The organism is Microbulbifer maximicatervae (SeqCode) (assembly GCF_052467615.1).
Genome location: NZ_CP174319.1, coordinates 3,902,393 through 3,920,279, shown reverse-complemented (window position 1 = coordinate 3,920,279; position 17,887 = coordinate 3,902,393). Strand labels below are relative to the sequence as shown.

At 50.1% G+C, this 17,887-nt stretch carries 10 protein-coding genes; 8 read left to right on the top strand and 2 right to left on the bottom strand.

Annotated elements, in window-relative coordinates:
- Entirely contained in the window at positions 1–2,733 is a 2,733-nt protein-coding gene (locus ACJJIM_RS17280; RefSeq protein ID WP_444911567.1) for an ATP-binding cassette domain-containing protein, read from the top strand.
- A complete protein-coding gene (locus ACJJIM_RS17275; RefSeq protein WP_444911566.1) occupies positions 2,723–4,840 on the top strand; it encodes an ATP-binding cassette domain-containing protein in 2,118 nt (705 codons plus the stop codon). The genes ACJJIM_RS17280 and ACJJIM_RS17275 overlap by 11 nt, the downstream gene beginning before the upstream one ends.
- A gap of 3,351 nt (positions 4,841–8,191) precedes the next feature.
- On the opposite strand, the gene ettA is transcribed toward ACJJIM_RS17275, so the two are convergent.
- On the bottom strand, positions 8,192–9,856 hold the full coding sequence (gene ettA / locus ACJJIM_RS17270; protein WP_444911565.1) for an energy-dependent translational throttle protein EttA: 1,665 nt from the start codon (positions 9,854–9,856) through the stop codon (positions 8,192–8,194).
- A gap of 180 nt (positions 9,857–10,036) precedes the next feature.
- On the opposite strand from ettA, the gene ACJJIM_RS17265 reads away from it, so the two are divergent.
- The 5 genes from ACJJIM_RS17265 to fnr all read left to right on the top strand — a co-directional run bounded on the left by ACJJIM_RS17265 (position 10,037) and on the right by fnr (position 15,522).
- The gene (locus ACJJIM_RS17265; protein ID WP_444911564.1) at positions 10,037–11,143 is read left to right on the top strand and encodes an enoyl-CoA hydratase/isomerase family protein; all 1,107 of its coding nucleotides are present in this window, start codon (positions 10,037–10,039) and stop codon (positions 11,141–11,143) included.
- Between the two features lie 72 nt (positions 11,144–11,215).
- Positions 11,216–12,121, top strand: a complete 906-nt coding sequence (mmsB, locus tag ACJJIM_RS17260) for a 3-hydroxyisobutyrate dehydrogenase (protein WP_444911563.1) — start codon at positions 11,216–11,218, stop codon at positions 12,119–12,121.
- Positions 12,122–12,518: 397 nt separating this feature from the next.
- A complete protein-coding gene (locus tag ACJJIM_RS17255; RefSeq protein ID WP_444907211.1) occupies positions 12,519–13,217 on the top strand; it encodes an OmpW/AlkL family protein in 699 nt (232 codons plus the stop codon).
- Positions 13,218–13,340: 123 nt separating this feature from the next.
- Positions 13,341–14,723 (top strand): oxygen-independent coproporphyrinogen III oxidase, encoded by a 1,383-nt coding sequence (hemN, locus tag ACJJIM_RS17250; RefSeq protein ID WP_444911562.1) that lies wholly within the window; start codon positions 13,341–13,343, stop codon positions 14,721–14,723.
- 70 nt (positions 14,724–14,793) lie between these two features.
- Positions 14,794–15,522, top strand: a complete 729-nt coding sequence (gene fnr / locus ACJJIM_RS17245; RefSeq protein ID WP_108734587.1) for a fumarate/nitrate reduction transcriptional regulator Fnr — start codon at positions 14,794–14,796, stop codon at positions 15,520–15,522.
- 52 nt (positions 15,523–15,574) lie between these two features.
- Here the strand turns inward: fnr and ACJJIM_RS17240 are convergent, their stop codons facing one another.
- A complete protein-coding gene (locus ACJJIM_RS17240) occupies positions 15,575–16,597 on the bottom strand; it encodes an adenosine deaminase (protein ID WP_444911561.1) in 1,023 nt (340 codons plus the stop codon).
- Between the two features lie 302 nt (positions 16,598–16,899).
- Between ACJJIM_RS17240 and ACJJIM_RS17235 the strand changes: the two genes are divergently transcribed.
- Positions 16,900–17,766: an SDR family oxidoreductase gene (locus tag ACJJIM_RS17235; protein ID WP_444911560.1), complete on the top strand. Its 867-nt coding sequence runs from the start codon at positions 16,900–16,902 to the stop codon at positions 17,764–17,766.
- Positions 17,767–17,887 lie beyond the last annotated feature (121 nt).

The window sequence follows — 17,887 nt, the reverse complement described above, 5'->3', positions numbered from 1 at the left end:
GTGGAAAGCAAAAGACGCTGGTTAGTTCCAGAGGTAGTTCAGACCTCTAATATGGACTGTGGTCCGGCTTCCCTGAAGTGCTTGCTCGAAGGTTTTGGTGTAAATACACACTACGGCCATTTGCGCGATGCCTGCCAGACTGATGTAGATGGTACTTCGATAAATACCCTGGAAAAGATTGCGGTAGAGCTTGGGCTTGAAGCTGCCCAGATGGTGGTTCCCGTGGACCATCTCTTATTGAGTTCCACTGGCTACTTGCCAGGATTGGTTGTGGTGCGACTACCAAACGGTAACACTCATTTTGTCGTGGCCTGGGAAAATCATCGCGGTATTGTGCAGGTGATGGACCCCGCCAGTGGTAGGCGCTGGCCCAGCGCGCGTCGTTTTTTGGATGAGTTGCATGTTCATACCGCACGGGTGCCCCCTCAGGGCTGGAGAAACTGGGCAGGTGGCGATGATTTTATTGCCCCGCTGAAAGAGCGTATTGCACAGTTAAAGGTTGGCAATACAGTGGCCACCGCGATCTGTGAAAAAGCGCTTAAGGATGAGAGTTGGCTTTCGCTGGCATTTCTCGACGCATCCGTTCGAATGCTCACCTCATTGGTTACGTCCGGGGCGATAAAGCGCGGAACTGAAGTCAGTGGTATGTTGCAGCGGCTGTCCGTTGAATTTTCTACAGATATCAGCCAAGCATTTTCTTTAGTACCAGAGAATTACTGGTGCGCCCGGCCGTCCCGTCTCCGAGGAAGTGAGCCTGCAGAGACAATTGAACTGTCGCCAGAGCAGTTGGAGTTTAGTGGCGCGGTCATTGTGAGCGTAAAAGGGGTTCGCGATGTCAGTGAAGTAAAACCAAAATCGGAAGCGCTATCCAGGGCTTTGCGGGAGCCACCGGTTCAACCTCTAAGGCAACTCTGGGGGTTGATGCGCGAAGATGGATTGATTGCGCCACTCACTATATTTATTGCTATGCTCGGAGCGGTACTGGGGCTGATGTTCGAAGCTTTGCTTTTCCGTGGCCTGATTGATATCCACAGTGAGTTAGCGACAGAGATACAGCGAGCAGGCACGATTGCATTATTGTTGGTCTTTATGATCACATTAATGCTATTGCAGTTTCCCGCCGCAAAAGTCCAAATGGTGGTCGGGCGCCGTTTGGAGAATCGTTTCCGCATACGGTTTTTAGCCGCTCTACCCCAAATACCCGATCACTTCTTTCAGAGCCGCCCCACCTCTGATACCGCCGAACGCTCACATCGTATTGCCGCCTTGAGAGGTTTGCCTGTTCTCGGAACGAGCCTAATTTTTAGAGTTTTCTCCCTGCTTGCTACTGCACTGGGAATAATCTGGCTTGCTCCCGCTGCTGCCCCTCTGGTGCTAATCATGTCGGTATTACAAGTTGCTGTACCCTTGATGTTCCATCCGGTACTCGCTGATTACAGTATGAGAGTACAAACTCATGCGGGAGCCCTGGCTCGCTTCTATATGGATGCGCTGCTGGGAGTTATTCCAATCCGCACGCACGGCGCCGGCGAGTCTGTACGGCGTGAGCATGAAAACCTGCTCACCGAATGGATAAGGGCTGGATACTCATCACTGAGTTTTCAACTCAATAGCCAGGCGGTACAGCTGTTGATTAATTGTACCCTCAGTAGCATATTGGTGATTTATTGTGTTAATGCACGAGGGGCAAGTCCCGATCTGCTTTTATTGATTTATTGGGTGTTGGCACTGCCGCCGCTGGGTGAAGAAATTGCGGGACTGATGCGAAGTTATCCACGGCAACGGAATTTTTTACTGAGAGCCCTCGAACCGCTGCAAGCAGTCACCGAAACAGACACAGATAAAAGTTCCGCTGATAGTGTGGAATTTTCCCCGGCAAAACCGGTGGGTATCAAGTTTGAGAATGTCACCGTTAATGCCAGTGGCCGCACTATTCTCGACAGGGTAAATCTGGAAATCAGCCCCGGTGAGCAAATTGCTGTGGTCGGAGCATCCGGCGCTGGCAAGTCGAGCCTTGCCGGGTTATTGCTGGGGTGGCACAAACCGGCCAGTGGCCGTGTAATACTCAATGGAGGAGAACTGAAGGGAGAATTACTGCACCGTTTCCGACTTCACTGTGCTTGGGTAGATCCCGCAATTCAGCTTTGGAATAGCAGCCTTTTAGAGAACTTGAGTTACGGCAATAAGCCGGGAGCTCCCCTTTACCCCATTTTACAGCAAGCGGATTTACTTAAGCTGGTAGCAGCGCTACCGGAGGGGCTCCAAAGCCCGCTGGGCGAAAGTGGTGCCCTGGTCAGTGGTGGTGAAGGGCAGCGTGTACGTCTGGGGCGCGCACTTGGCCGTGAGGAAACTGCTTGTGTGATTCTGGATGAGCCGTTCAGGGGGCTTGATCGCCAACAGCGGCAGCGTCTGATGAGCCGGGTGCGGGAGGTTTGGCAGGGGGTTACCCTGATTTGTATTACCCACGACATCAGCGAAACCCGGGACTTTCCTCGTGTTTTGGTCATGGACGATGGTTGCATTATTGAAGATGGTAAGCCCAGTGAGCTTCAAGCCCAAGGCAACACTCGCTATGCGCAGCTACTGGCGGCTGAAAGCACCCTTTGGCAAGAGTGTTGGCAGAGTAGCAGCTGGCGTCACTTACGCATGGCCGGCGGTCAATTGACAGAAGTGCAAGGAGTTCCCGGGGCGATACCGGCCTCCCGGTTTACAGAGGTGGCCAGTGAGCTGTAAAGAATTAATGCCCCATTGCTGGCCTGTGTCGCAGCTGGAGGCCGCCTTACAAGCCTTGGCAAAATACAGTGGCTTGGAACCTGAGGTAGCGGAGCACAAATCCCTGGGAAGCGCCTTGGAGTTGAATGCCAGGTTGCAGGCAGGTGCTGAAACTTTGGACTTGCAAGTGGAGCAGGTGAGTTGCAGCTATCCAGAGCTGGAAACCATGCTGTTGGGAGCCGCCCCGGCACTGTTGCGGGTTCGCTTTCCCGAGGGGGAATATTTTATCGCACTGTGTGGTGGCAGGGGGCATAAGTTACGGCTGCTCACACCGGCACTGCAAGTGGAGAAAGTTTGCCTAGAGCTGGTTATTCAGCAGTTGGCTTGCGAGCTTGAGGGGCCCCAGCGCGAGCGTATCGAACAATTGCTGGATAGCGCACACATTCAAGGGCGTCGTCGCAAGAAAGCCACGACGGCTCTACTGCGGGAAAATCTTGCCAGCGTACGCTTGGATGATTTCTGGTTGTTGCGTCAATCCTCTCATCGGTCTTTCCGCTTACAGCTTCGCCAGCGTGGGCTGTATTGGCGCTTTGCCGCCATGCTTGCCTGTCACAGTGCCCAGATGGCTATTTTTCTGTGCAGTTGGTGGGTGATAGGTAGGGCTGTGCTCGAGGGCCATATTGATACCGGCTGGCTATCTGCCTGGGTGTTGTTGTTGGTGACTCAGGTTCCCCTATCCCTGCTCACAGCCCGGCTGCGCGGTGTGGTCTCCGTTGAGACCGGCGCACTTCTGAAACAGCGATTGCTCGCCAGCGCGCTGCGCGTCATTCCCAGTCGTATTCGCCATATGGGTTCGGGTCAGGTATTGGGCAGGGTTTACGATGCGGAGAATATAGAAGCCAGTGCATTACAGGGTGCCTTTTTATTATTGCTCGGTGTTGTAGAACTGTTAATTGCAGCCTCAATTTTACTGATGGGAGCTGGTGGTCTTATCTATGCAGCAATTTTGCCCCTATTTTTAGCGGTTGCATTTTTCCTGGGGCGGGCACAGTACTACGGCCGCAAAGAGTGGACAGCACAGCGTCTGTCTATGACCCATCGTTTGATTGAGAAAATGATCGGCCACCGCACCCGGCTCGCGCAGCAGGCTCCCGGCGAGTGGCACCAGGGTGAAGACAGTGAGTTAAATGACTACCTGGAGAGTTCCTCTCACATGGATAACACCATGGCGCGTTTACAGGCTTTTTTGCCACGCCTATGGTTACTTTTAGGGATCGTGGGGCTGGCCCCAATATTTATTAGCGACAGTGCCAGTAGCACCCAACTCGCAATTGCCTTCGGAGGAATGTTGTTGGGGTATCGCGCAGTTTTAAAGTGTATGAATGGTTTTACCAGCGCCTTAAGTGCGGCAATTTCCTGGGAAAAAGTACGTGAACTGTTTTCCCTTGAAGATCGCCACTTAAGGGGCAGTGCGGGTTTGGCAATGGCCGCGTCGGCCGGCCAGCAGGATTCCTCGCAGCCGCTGTGTTATTTACGCGATATCCGTTTCACCTACGAGGGAAAAGATCAAGCAGTGTTGGCGGGATGCAACCTCAGCATTTATCCCGGCGACCGGCTTTTACTGCAGGGCACTTCTGGTTCAGGGAAATCTACTCTGGCGAATGTTCTCACCGGCATCCAGAAACCGGATGATGGCCTGTTGCTGCTCAATGGCTACGACCGCGCAAGTATCGGTGCTGAACCTTGGCGCAGGATGGTCGCATCAGCTCCCCAGTTTCATGAAAATCATGTGTTGGGAGATTCATTTCTTTTTAATTTATTAATGGGAGACCAGTGGCCACCTCGCCAGGAGAGCCTGCGCAAGGCTTATGCAATTTGTGATGAGTTGGGGCTGACCCCGCTATTGAAAAAAATGCCGGCGGGGATTTTACAAACAGTTGGCGAGATGGGGTGGCGGTTGTCCCATGGTGAGATGAGCCGTTTATTTATCGCTCGTGCGCTTTTGCAAAATGCTGAGTTAGTGGTTCTGGATGAGAGTTTTGCGGCACTTGATCCGGAGAACCTGCAGATGGCGGTAGCCTGTGTGCAGAAAAATGCAAAAACCCTGATGGTGATTGCCCACCCATGAGACAGTGAATTTTTAATTGGGAGCATTCTCTCTTCGGTTTACATAAGCAGCAAGAGGAAGGATAAGCTCTATGTGGCTTAAGATTGATGTTAAAGCGAGCTTCAAAGTAGTAATCAACTCAGGCGCATCTAACGGGGCGGTGAGGGAAATTCTGAAGGTGAAAAACAATTAGAGATCTAGAGTTGTTGCAAAGTGTTTTTTTAGTTCTCCAGAATTAACTTTACTAATTTGTTTCAGTAAAAAGGGGCGAATGCGATATGAGCTTTGAAGCTGATATTCAGGCAGGATCCGAAACTGAATTAAATGCGGCTCAAAAATAATTGTTACTTTATGTCAATTGAAAATGATTGAAAGGGGGTATGGTATCTATTTCGGAGCAGAAATTCAGGCCTGTCCTGATCTGATAGTGAGCCTTATTCCTGAGTCATAATTGATTCGATGTTGGGTTTGGTAGTCGTCAACCTGGATAGAACTTTGGCAGACTGTGTTGCAGTACACAGTGAGTTGAATCTTCATTCTGCATAATAAATCTCGTAACGAGATCTGAAATGTACGGTAATTCATATATTCAGGTAGTTTCTGACTTGGAAATATCTCCAACCCTGTGATTGGGTTGGGTGGTGTGGCGCACTCAAGTTTAATGATTCTTGCTTGAGTGATAAATGAAAGAAAGGAGATGCGATATGTATATTGAAACTGATATTCAATCTGGTCCGGATGCTCAGGTAGATCCGGTTCCTGAGTAACCCCAGCTCCAATCTGATTGGAGTTTGATTAAATAGGTTTTGCTTAAGTTGTGGTTTTCCGTACTTGAGTACTATTAACGTAGGAAGGAAATAAATTATGTATATTGAAACTGATATTCAAGCTGGTCCAGACGCTCAGGTAGACCCGGTTCCCGAGTAGCTCCAGTTCCAACCTGATTGAAGAGCCATCGCTCAAGTATAGTTATGCGTTCTACTTGGGGTTTAAGTAACTTGAGGGGACGACCTATACTCTTTGAAATGGGCTTCATGCTGCAATTAGCCTAATGCCCCCGGTGCTCGATGAGTAACCTGAGCTCGCCAGCTCGAGCTCAGGTATGTTCCAAAAGGCGGCATTAGGTGTGCATAAAACTGAAAGTCAGACGATTCCTCGCGCTGCCTTAACTACAGAGCCATAAGTGAGGAACGCAAGAGCCATAAGTGAGGAACGCATTGGGATATTTACATTGCGCTTGTATAAACTTACGTGCCGTAACCTCCGCTCATCGAATAAATTGACTCGGAGCCTGGAAAGCTTTCATAAAGTTATAATGGTTTAATCTTTGTGTGCAGTCTTTATGAATTTTATTTTTATTTACTATGTGTGTATGAATGAGATGGATTCCTCGGCTCAACATATTATCTCTAAGTAGTACCAAGTCCTCGCTTTGTCACACCTAAGGTGAAGAGTCTTATACACAGGGTCAAGTAGTTGCCTTACCTCTGCCGGTGAGAGTGATGTAAGGCTTCACCAAATTAAATACCCTGTCCGTTAATCACTGCTTTTATGAACTCTTGCCTCACCTGGATTTCCCGTATCACAGTGAGTGTAAAGTTGCCAACGGAAAGGCCTTCCTTGGTGCTCGATGAAAGATGGTGTGTAGAAAGGCCTTTCTAGCACTTTTGGGGCGTAAAGCCCTCGGAATGCCACCTTATCAACAATGGGCTTGGGGCTTCCTTTCCTCGCTTGAGCCGGATAGATGGAATTCAATCAATTTCTCTTGAATGTTGATTAACTTATCTTTGAATCAGCTGATTTGTGTGAGTTTTTTCTATATGGTTGCTAGGGCGCCGTCTTCATTATGGTGAAGTGGTGTCGATTCAGGAGGAATTCTGATTGCGTACGGCCGTACCATGCTAAAGAAGATGTTTTTACTCTTTTGACTTTAACTGTACCTTCGAGGATGAATTTGCCGTTTGCTCTTTTTTAGTTTAGTGGTATTTGTTTGGGGTTTATAATTTTATTTGGTCGCTCCGTTTCATTTGGTTCGAAAACCATTTGTTTTTTAACTGAGCTCTTTTATAAAATACCGCCAGGAAAAAGTATTTGTTGACTTTTCATTATCATCACAGCAAATTATCTATTGCAGAGCCTGTTCACTGAATTTTCAGATTCTCAATGAGGATCCTTTTTAGTGTCCGGTAGCTAAGTGAGGATAATACTGGTGAGGTGTACTATACGGCTTGAAACTGATATCAAAGCTGGTCCGCAAGCAGTTGTAGATGCTGATCCGGAAGTTGCTAGCAATGATAATATTAGTAATTAATCCAACAGTGACAGATCGAACTGGTTAAAGTTGTGATGGAGGCTTTTTGCTTGAAAAAGCTTTTTACAGGCAAATGTTCCTATCCTGAGCTATAAAAGTGTATTTTTCAGCTTGCTAAGCCATGATTATATCTGTGCAATGAATATCCCTGTAGGTGATGATCTATATGTTGAGTGATCTTTTTCTATTCTATCAATAATATTTCAGCAGATAATAGTGTGACTTTTTTCTATTAGGGTGGATTTTCCTCAGGTGTCTTAATTTTATTTTGGCTAAAAAGTACATGCTTAACTTGTACCATGGTGCGGTTATAGGGCTTGTTTCGAGTTATTTTGGTTGAAAATATTTTCTGCAAAATTTGCTTGAGAGCAATGATCATTTTTTTGTGATCTTTTCCTCAAAAAATTTGAGTATTATTGGTGTGATACAATGTAATCGCGTTAAGCTATATTGTGTTTGACAGCGAGTAAGTTGCAGCAAACACTTAAGAGATTGAAATGATAATGGAGACGCATAATGCATACTGAAACTGATATCCAGGCTGGCCCCCAAGCTGTTGTTGATGTTCCGCCGCCAGCTTAACTGCTACGATGCAGGCTAATTTAGTTTGGCCTACCAGTATCATCATTTTGATGATACTGTGAGCCGGGGAAGGATACGGAATAACTTTCTTGCACCTCTCTGGCTCAGTTTCCCTGTTTTTAGTTACCCTGAGTATTGTTTTCATTTATTTGATTGATTAAGGTCATATCTAAATATTACCTTTTCGCGTAAGGCTGTTGTGTGGCTTTTAACAACACTGCTCTTCGGGTTTACTTATTTGATAGTTTGGTTAGGGCGATAGTCTTTTTTCAATATTTTCTAGCAATGAATGCGGGAGTTAATCCCATTTCTCTTTAAGAAATGTGCTGCGAGTCAGTCGTGGAGCTGTAGGTGGGGGTTGATGATTTAACTTCAATCAGGTGCTTTGTGACGGTACTGTATGTCGATTTTATATAATAAGATTATATTGAGTGAGAGATAATAAAAAGCCCGCATATGCGGGCTTTTTATTATTTATATCAGGTTTTAAGCTTCTTATAATGCATGCGATGGGGTGTTGCATCTTCACCTTTGCGCTGCACAAAGTCCTCGTGGTACTCGGTGTAGTTACCCTCAAAGAATACCGCTTCACTCTCACCCTCATAGGCGAGGATATGGGTGGCAACGCGGTCCAGGAACCAGCGATCGTGCGAGATTACCAGGGCACAGCCGGGGAAGTTGAGCAGGGCTTCTTCCAGGGCACGCAGGGTTTCGATATCCAGATCGTTGGAGGGTTCGTCCAGCAGCAGTACATTGGCGCCCTGCTTGAGGGTATAGGCTAGGTGCAGGCGTCCGCGTTCACCGCCGGACAGTTCGCCTACGCGCTTCTGTTGGTCACTGCCCTTGAAGTTAAAGCGGCCAACATAGTTGCGCGAGCCCACTTCGTAGTTGTTGATCTTGAGCATATCGTGGCCGTCTGAGATGGCTTCCCATACGGTCTTACTGTCATCCAGATTTTCACGGCCCTGTTCAACGTAGGCGACCTTAACGGTTTCACCCATCTTGATCTCGCCGGAGTCCGGCTGCTCGGTGCCGCTGATCATACGGAACAGGGTGGACTTACCGGCACCGTTACCGCCGACGATACCTACAATTGCGCCCTTGGGCACGCGGAAAGATAGGTTGTCGATCAGCAGGCGCTCGCCGAAGCCTTTGCTCACACCTTTAAACTCAATCACATTGTCGCCGAGACGCTCGCCGGGCGGAATGTAGATTTCGTTGGTTTCATTGCGGGCCTGGAAGTCCTGGGACTGCATTTCTTCCAGGCGGGACAAACGGGCCTTGTTTTTGGACTGACGGCCTTTGGGGTTTTGGCGGGCCCACTCGAGTTCCTTTTGCATGGCTTTGGCGCGGGCCTGTTCGCCGCGCTGCTCTTGCTCCAGGCGCTTTTCTTTTTGTTCCAGCCAAGTGGTGTAGTTGCCTTCCCAGGGGATGCCGTGGCCGCGGTCCAGTTCCAGAATCCAGCCGGCAACATTGTCGAGGAAGTAGCGATCGTGGGTGATGGCAACCACAGTGCCAGTGAAATCGTGTAGGAAGCGCTCCAGCCAGAATACGGATTCCGCATCCAGGTGGTTGGTGGGTTCGTCGAGAAGCAGCATATCCGGGCGGGACAGCAGCAGGCGGCAAAGGGCCACACGGCGCTTTTCACCGCCGGACAGATTGGTTACGTCCGCATCCCAGGGGGGCAGGCGCAGGGCGTCTGCGGCAACTTCCAGGCGGTGCTCCAGGTTGTGGGCGTCCCAGGCCTGGATAATGTCTTCGAACTGTTGCTGTTTCTTGGCCAGGGCATCGAAGTCTGCGTCGGGCTCGGCGTAATCGGCGTAGACCTGTTCCAGGCCGGCAAGGGCGTCGATGGCTTCGCGTACACCGTCCTCTACGTTGCCGCGCACGGTCTTGCTGGCATCGAGTTGCGGTTCCTGGGGCAGGTAGCCGACCTTGATGCCGGGCATTGCGCGGGCTTCGCCGTTAAAGTCCTGGTCGACCCCGGCCATGATGCGCAGCAGGGTGGATTTACCTGCGCCGTTGAGGCCGAGTACGCCGATCTTGGCGCCGGGGAAGAAGGAGAGGGAGATGTCCTTGAGGATCTCGCGCTTGGGGGGCACTACTTTGCCCACCCGGTTCATGGTGTATACGTATTCGGCCATTTGGGGTTCCGTAATGGGTGTTGGAATCGGTCAGATTTTGCGCGCAACTTATCAGTTTGCGTAAAAAGTGCAACCGGGCATGTCTGTGGTAGCCCGCTGTACTCGCGTGTGGCTGACGTCAAATGTGATCTGTGTTTAACTGCGACACTATCTAGTACAAGAGCTATAAGACGAATAAAAATGGATCAGGATTCCCCGGTGTTGTTTTCCCGGCGCGGCGCCCTGGCGGTCGCGACACTAAACCTCCCTAAGGCTCTCAATGCCTTAAATTCATCCATGATCGATCTGTTGTCGGCCCAGTTGGACCGCTGGGCTGAAGACACTGAAGTCGCAGCAGTCTGGATCGATGGCAGTGGCGACAAGGCGCTATGCGCTGGCGGCGATGTGGTGGCGCTGTATCGGGAGTCCGCCGCCTATGGTGAGACACCGGACTACGGCTTCACCACCGATTTCTTCTCCCGCGAATATCGCCTGGACTACCAGATTCACACTTACGCCAAGCCCGTCGTGGTGTGGGGCGGTGGCTTCGTGATGGGAGGCGGTATCGGCATTATGGCGGGAGCCAGCCACCGGATTGTGACCGAAACCACTCGCATGGCAATGCCGGAGATTACGATTGGTTTGTTTCCCGATGTGGGGGGCAGCTGGTTCCTGAATCGTATGCCCGGGCGCCTCGGGCTTTTCCTGGGGCTGACCGGTGCGCAGTTTAATGGTGCCGATGCCCTGTTTACCGGTATGGCGGACCGCATGATAGGCCAGGATCAGCGGGAATCAGTCTTGTCTGCGTTAGCGGAGCTCAGTTTCGGTGAAAACCTGGAAGCCAATCACCAGTTAATTAGCAATTACCTTAAATCCCAGGAGCTGCCCCTTCTGGAGCGGCCTGAGTCTGCTCTGCGAGAGCATTATGACCAAATCCAGCAGCTTACCGATTTTGCCACCTTGCCAGAGGTTTGTGCCGCCATCAGTGCATACCAGGGTGTGGATAAGTGGTTGCAGCGGGCAGCTGCCACTTTGGCAGGTGGCTCTCCGCTGACCCCCTGGATTGTGTGGGAGCAATTACAGCGGGCTCGACACCTGTCCTTGGCGGATATCTACCGCATGGAGTTGGCACTCGCGGTAAACCTCTGTGCCAGTGGCCACTTCAAGGAAGGGGTGCGCGCGCTGTTGATTAATAAAGACCGCGAGCCCCAGTGGCAACCTGACAGCTTGGAACAGATTACACCTGCGCAGGTGGAAAGCTGCTTTGTAGGCCCTTGGGGTGGTGAGCACCCGCTGGCCGACCTGTAGATATCGTATTTACCGAGCGTCCCGGGCTGTTAATCGCCAGGGATACCAACAACAAAATAGGGAGTGGCTTTTATGGAAAAGATAGCCTTTTTTGGTTTGGGTAATATGGGTGGCCCCATGGCTGCCAACTTGGCGAAGGCCGGCTATATCGTAGCGGCATTTGATTTGAGCCCTGTTGCTCTGGAGCAGGCACAGCGTGACGGCTGCCTGCCCTGTGACAGTGCCCAGCAGGCCGTTGAGGGCGCGGATATCGTAATTTCCATGCTGCCCAGTGGCGACGCGGTGAAAGGGCTCTACCTGGGAGAGGCTGGGTTGTTGCAGCAACTCCCGGCCGATACCCTGATTATCGACTGTTCGACTATCTCCGCAGAGGATGCCTGCCTGGTCAGCCAGGCTGCCCGGGAGCATGGGTTGAGAGCGATAGATGCTCCGGTATCCGGTGGTACAGCTGCGGCACAGGCGGGGACGCTTTGCTTTATGTGCGGCGGGGATGAAGCGGCATTCGATGCAGCGCGGGCCCCGCTGCAGGTGATGGGCAGCAAGATATTCCTCGCGGGTGCTGCCGGTGCCGGGCAGGTGGCAAAGATCTGCAACAATCTGTTGCTCGCGATCCATATGACCGGTACCGCAGAAGCTTTACAGCTGGGAGTGGATAAGGGGCTGGATGCCAAGGTACTGAGCGATATTATGCGGGAAAGTTCGGGTAATAATTGGTCCCTGGCTAACTACAATCCCTACCCGGGCACTATGGAGAGCGTGCCTTCGGCAAAGGGCTATGCCGGCGGTTTCAGTGTGGCATTGATGCTCAAGGACCTGGGACTGGCTATGGATGCCGCATCAACCAGTGCATCCTCTACTCCGATGGGAGCCCTGGCGAAAAATCTTTTCCAGCTGCATGGCGCCAGTGAGGAAAACCAGCAACTGGATTTCTCCAGTATTCAGAATATGTTCCGGCGCCCGGCGGGCAGCCTTACTTAGTGCCTGTTTAAAGGCCTTGCACCACAGTCTGGCAATGTCGGCAGTGGTGCAGTTTTTGCCTGTTTTGTTTGCCCTCAACCCTGTCGTCTAAAGAAAAAATTTGCGGTAGTTCTCAATTTGGCAAGATCGTATCAAATACCATTGAGTGCTCGGTTCCCTCGGACTTTCTGAGCCGCTATCTTCCCCGCCCCTTCCCGGAAACGGGTCTCCCTTAAACAGCGCAATTATCTTGCTGCTGCACATTCCAATGGATTTTTTTCCAGGTAATTCGGCAGCTTGATTTGGATCAAGCAGCCTCAGGCAGTCAGCGAGTAACCTGTCCGCGACTTGTGATTGTGCCTGGAGGGGGGCCCTTCCTGAGTCGGGAAAAATGCCTAATCGCTTTATGGAGAAGTTAATGAATCGTATAACTGCTTGTGCGACAGCCGCTTTGACCGCCGTACTTTCTGCACCCGCACTGGCCTATGAACAAGGCAGTTTAATTCTGCGCGGTGGCATGGCCACTGTAGCACCCGATGCTAATTCCAGCGTACTTTCCTTGAATGGAACCGGCATCAACCAAACCGGTGTTGATGTGGATAACGGTTCCGCACTGGGCCTGACCGGCGTCTATATGTTCCGCGATCACTGGGGTTTGGAACTGGTTGCCGCAACGCCGTTCAGCCACGATATCGAAGTTGTTGGCGAGGGCCTGGGCAGTTTCAACCTGGGGGAAACCAAGCACCTGCCGCCGACTCTGTTGGTTCAATGGTATCCGATGGAGCCACAGTCCAACATTCAGCCGTATGTTGGCCTGGGTGTGAACTATACCGCTTTCTTTGATGAAGAAATCAGCAGCACCGCCGATAGCGCTTTCGAAAGCCTTGGCGCTACCGGTGATGCAGAACTGTCCCTGGACAATTCATTTGGCCTGGCAGCAGAAGCCGGTATCGATTTTACCTTCGGTGCCGATCAACGCTGGCTGTTCAATATGTCTGTGTTCTGGATGGACATCGAGACCGACGCCAAAGTCAAAGTACCTGGCCTGGGTGAAGTGACTGCCAATGTGGATATTGATCCGCTGGTTTACATGGCTGGTCTGGGCTACCGCTTCTAAAAGGTAGCAATAAATAGGTCTGGGGTAGAGCAGTCACTGTGGTTTTCTGGTCGAAGACCCGGTGGCTGCTTTTTTGTTTGTGTCGGATTTCCAAGCAAACTACCGAACGAGGTGTGAATTAATATGAAGCAAGAGATTAAAAGCCCCGTGGGAGGGTTGTCTGAAGAACTCTTATCCCGTTATAGCGGACCCTGCCCGCGCTACACCTCATATCCTACCGCCGATCGTTTTCACACATTAAATGGAATTGAGCCCTGGGCAGCGCTGCAGGATATTCGCAGTTTGTCCCTTTATGTTCATATTCCTTTTTGCCGTTCTCTCTGTTACTTCTGCGCTTGTAATAAAGTAATCACTCACCAGTATGGACTGGCTTCCAGTTATCTGGATCACTTGCTACAGGAAGCCCAGTGGTACCGGGATAAGGTGGCTGATGTCCCCGTTACCCAATTGCACTTGGGCGGTGGTACGCCGACATTCTTGAGTGATAGTGATATGCGTCGCTTAATGGGAGGGCTGGCTGAAGTTTTTGATTTGCGCCCTGGCGACGGGGTTGAATACAGTATTGAGGCCGATCCACGTACCCTTGAGTTAGAGACCCTGGATACCCTGCGAGAACTGGGTTTTAACCGCTTGAGCCTGGGGGTGCAGGATTTCGATATCGAAGTTCAGCGTTCAATCAATCGTATCTGCAGTGCCGACCAAGTCACGGAGTTGACCGTAGCGGCGCGTGAGCGCGGGTTTGAGTCCATTTCCTACGACCTGATTTACGGACTACCCAAGCAGGGGCTGAGCAGCCTGCACCGCACTTTGGATAAAGTGCTGGAGCTGCAACCGGACCGCATCGCTCTCTATCACTATGCACACCTGCCACACCGATTTAAGGCCCAGCGCCTGATTGATACGGATTTAATCCCTTCTGCCGCAGAAAAAGTGGCGATGCAGCTGGCGGCTGTAGAGCACCTGGGTAAGGCGGGGTATGAATTTTTGGGGATGGATCACTTTGCCCGTCCTGGGGATGAACTGGCTAAGGCAGCCCATGCCGGTATGCTGCAGCGCAATTTCCAGGGTTACACCCTAATGCCGGCAGATGCTTTGGTCGGTCTGGGGGCATCGGCGATCAGCTACAGTCGCGATGGCTACTGGCAAAATTTACATCGCTTAAAAGAATATACACAGGCGATTGGGGAAGGAAAATCTGCAGCCTGCCGCGGCTGGTTAATGGATGATGAAGATCGTTTGCGCCAGTGGATTATTAGTGAATTAATGTGTCGTTTGCGCCTGGATAAAAATCTTGTTGAACAGCGTATAGGTGCTTCCTTTGAGGAGTATTTCTCTGAGGAATTAACGCGCTTACAGCCTATGTTTGACGATGGTCTAATTTATCAGGATAACGAAAATATTATTGTTACCGAGGAAGGTCGCTGGTTCGTGAGAAATGTTGCCGCTGCATTTGATATGTATTTGCACAGTCAAGAAACAGATGCGAAATATTCACGTGTTCTATAGCTACCGGCAGGAGACTAACGGCTCGACAGCCGTTACAATTGCGGCAAATTAGTTTACCGACCGGTTTAGTATGATGGATTCCTCTACAGCTGTTAGTTGCGGCAACTGTTCAGTCAGGCGTTTGTGCTTGCCAGCTGGTTTGTGTCAGTCTGATATTGATCGGCTAGAGCAGATCACGCGTCGAAAGAAAATAATTAAAGCGGGGGAGACCCTTTACCGAGCTGGCGATCCATTTGCCAATCTCTATGCAATTCGCTCAGGCAGTTTTAAAACTGTGGTGATTGCTGCAGATGGTGACACTCAGGTCACCCACTTCGCTTTACCTGGGGAACTGCTCGGTCTGGATGCCTACAGTACTCGGGTACATCCGAGTTATGCGGAAGCATTGGAAGACAGCAGTGTTTGCCTGCTGCCTTTTACTCAACTGGAAATTTTGGCCCAGCAGGTGACAGCCCTGCAGCAGCAGATTTACAGCATTTTTTCTGAAGAGTTGCGCCAGGAAAACGATATTTTAATGTTGTTGGGCAAGCGCTCTGCCGATACTCGTTTGGCGGCTCTTCTGATTAATATTTCCAGCCGTTACGCTCGCCGTGGATACTCTCACAGTGCGTTTGTTTTATCGATGCCGCGCACTGATATCGCCAATTATTTGGGTTTGACAGCGGAAACTGTCAGCCGGCTTTTCTCGCGTTTTCAGCGAGAAAAATTAATTAAGGTGAGTGGTCGATCAGTTGAGATTATTAATTTAATTGAACTCAGTGAGCTAGCGGGTACTCACTGTGGTTATGATGAAGACTGAATTTTTAAATAGTGTCCTGGCTTTATAGTCAGTCAGGACACTACCCAATCCTCTAAACTTCAGCAACCGTTTCGACTGCTGATATTGCCTCCGCCCACTTTTCTTTATCTGCCTCTGAAATGTAGCTCGCTTTAAAACTATTCAGGGCCAGTTTTTTCGCCTGCTCTTTAGTCATGCCCAGACTTTCGCTAAGGGCCAGATAATTTTTATTAACGTAACCGCCAAAGTAAGCGGGATCATCTGCATTAACAGTGACACACAGGCCGCGCTCGAGGAGTGACAAAATGGGGTGTTGGTCCATATTGTCGTAGACACAGAGTGCGGTATTGGAGAGCGGGCAAACGGTCAGGGGGATATTTTCCGCTTTCAGGCGCTCAATTAGTGCTTCGTCCTCAACGCAGCGAACCCCATGGTCGATACGGCTCACGTCCAGAAGATCGAGAGCCTCTACGATATAATCGGCAGGCCCCTCTTCACCAGCGTGGGCAACTCTCTCAAGCCCTAGCTCTTTGGCCATAGCAAAAACGTTTTCAAATTTGCTGGGTGGATGACCCAGCTCAGAAGAGTCCAGTCCTACACCTTTTATTAAGTTGAGGTATGGTTTTGCCGCTTCCAAGGTGGCAATTGCTTCCTCTTCACTCAGGTGGCGTAAGAAGCACAAAATAAGGTGACTACTTATTCCCCACTCATTTCTTGCATCATCAAGAGCGCTGTTAATGCCCTTGATAACCACACCGATATCAATGCCCCTCTCTGTATGGGTTTGGGGGTCAAAGAAGATCTCTGTGTGGACAACATTGTCTTCACGACAGCGCTTGAGATAAGCCATGGTCAGATCATAAAAATCCTGCTCATGGATCAGGACCGAAGCGCCTTGATAATAAATATCGAGGAAGGACTGTAAATTATGAAATTTATAGGCTGCTTTAATTTCCTCAATACTGGAAAAGGGAATTTCAATATTGTTGCGCTTGCTCAACTCGAACATTAGCTCCGGTTCCAGTGAACCCTCGATATGGAGATGAAGCTCGGCTTTTGGCAGTGCTTTCAAAAAGTTCAAATCGGCAATGGACATAGAAATACCTTGTTGCGGGACTACCTGTGAACGTGAATGCGCCGGAGACTATCCAACATTCCGACTCACAGAAACTGTCTGGGCTATAAAAGGGCGCTAATGGTATCAGGTTACGTCCTCTGAGAATAAAGCTGGCGGAGCTTATTTTACGGCTTATTCTGACTCGCCAGCCCTATTGTTTAGCAGCAGCCAGGTACATTGCCAAAAAATACACCGATCGGTTTACTTGCTGCTGTTCATGTGTATACTGCACTGAGTAGTTTACATTTTGAGATTGATTAACTAATACTGAGGAGAGAGCAATGAGTAAGGTTGCCTTGATTACCGGGACTTCCACAGGGCTGGGGCAGAGTCTGGCGCTGCAAATGGCCAAGCAGGGGTTTAGGGTCTTTGCCACCATGCGAGATCTCTCCAAGGCCGACCAGCTGAAAAATGCCGCTCCTCAGGGGGCGGCTCTCGAAGTGATGGAATTGGATGTAACAGATTCTGACAGTATCCAGAAATGCGTCGATACCATTATCCGGGATGCTGGGCGTATCGATTTGTTGATCAACAATGCTGGCGCTGGTTTTGTAAAGACCACTGAACACGCCAGCGAAGAAGAGATACGCTGGGTGACGGATGTGAATTACCTCGGTGTAGTTCGCTGCACTAAAGCAGTCTTACCCCATATGCGCGAAGCTCGTAGTGGATACGTTATCAATATTTCATCAGTGGGTGGGCTAGTTGGGCAGCCGTTCAATGAGCTGTATTGTGCGGCAAAGTTTGCTGTTGAGGGTTATACAGAGGCCCTGGCAAGTTATATAACCCCTGCCTTTAATATTAATTTTACCGCTGTCGAGCCTGGTGGTATCCACTCAGAGTTTGCCAATAATGTGCTTTCGCAGTTGGAGCGGAGCCAGGGGTATCCCGAAGATGAATACCAGGGGGTCTTCAATCAGTATATTGGTGGTATGAGGTCGCGAAGCCCAGAGCAGACAGCTGAGATATACCAGACATCTGACCAAGTAGCCGACGTGGTTTTACAAGTGGTACAGGCTGAGGAGCCACCTATTCGGGTCAGAACATCCAATTGGGCCAATGAACTTTGCAATTTTAAGAGCGGCTTGGATCAGGATGGCAAAAAACAGCAACGAATGGTAATCGAAAACTTTTTACCTGAGTTTTAATCTTTTAACTTTTAAAGAAATATAAAAGTTGTTTTTAATATGAAACTATCTTTTAACTTTACGAATTTAGCACATAGGGCAAGTTACTAACTACCATGTGTGTCGCTTAGTATTATGGAGT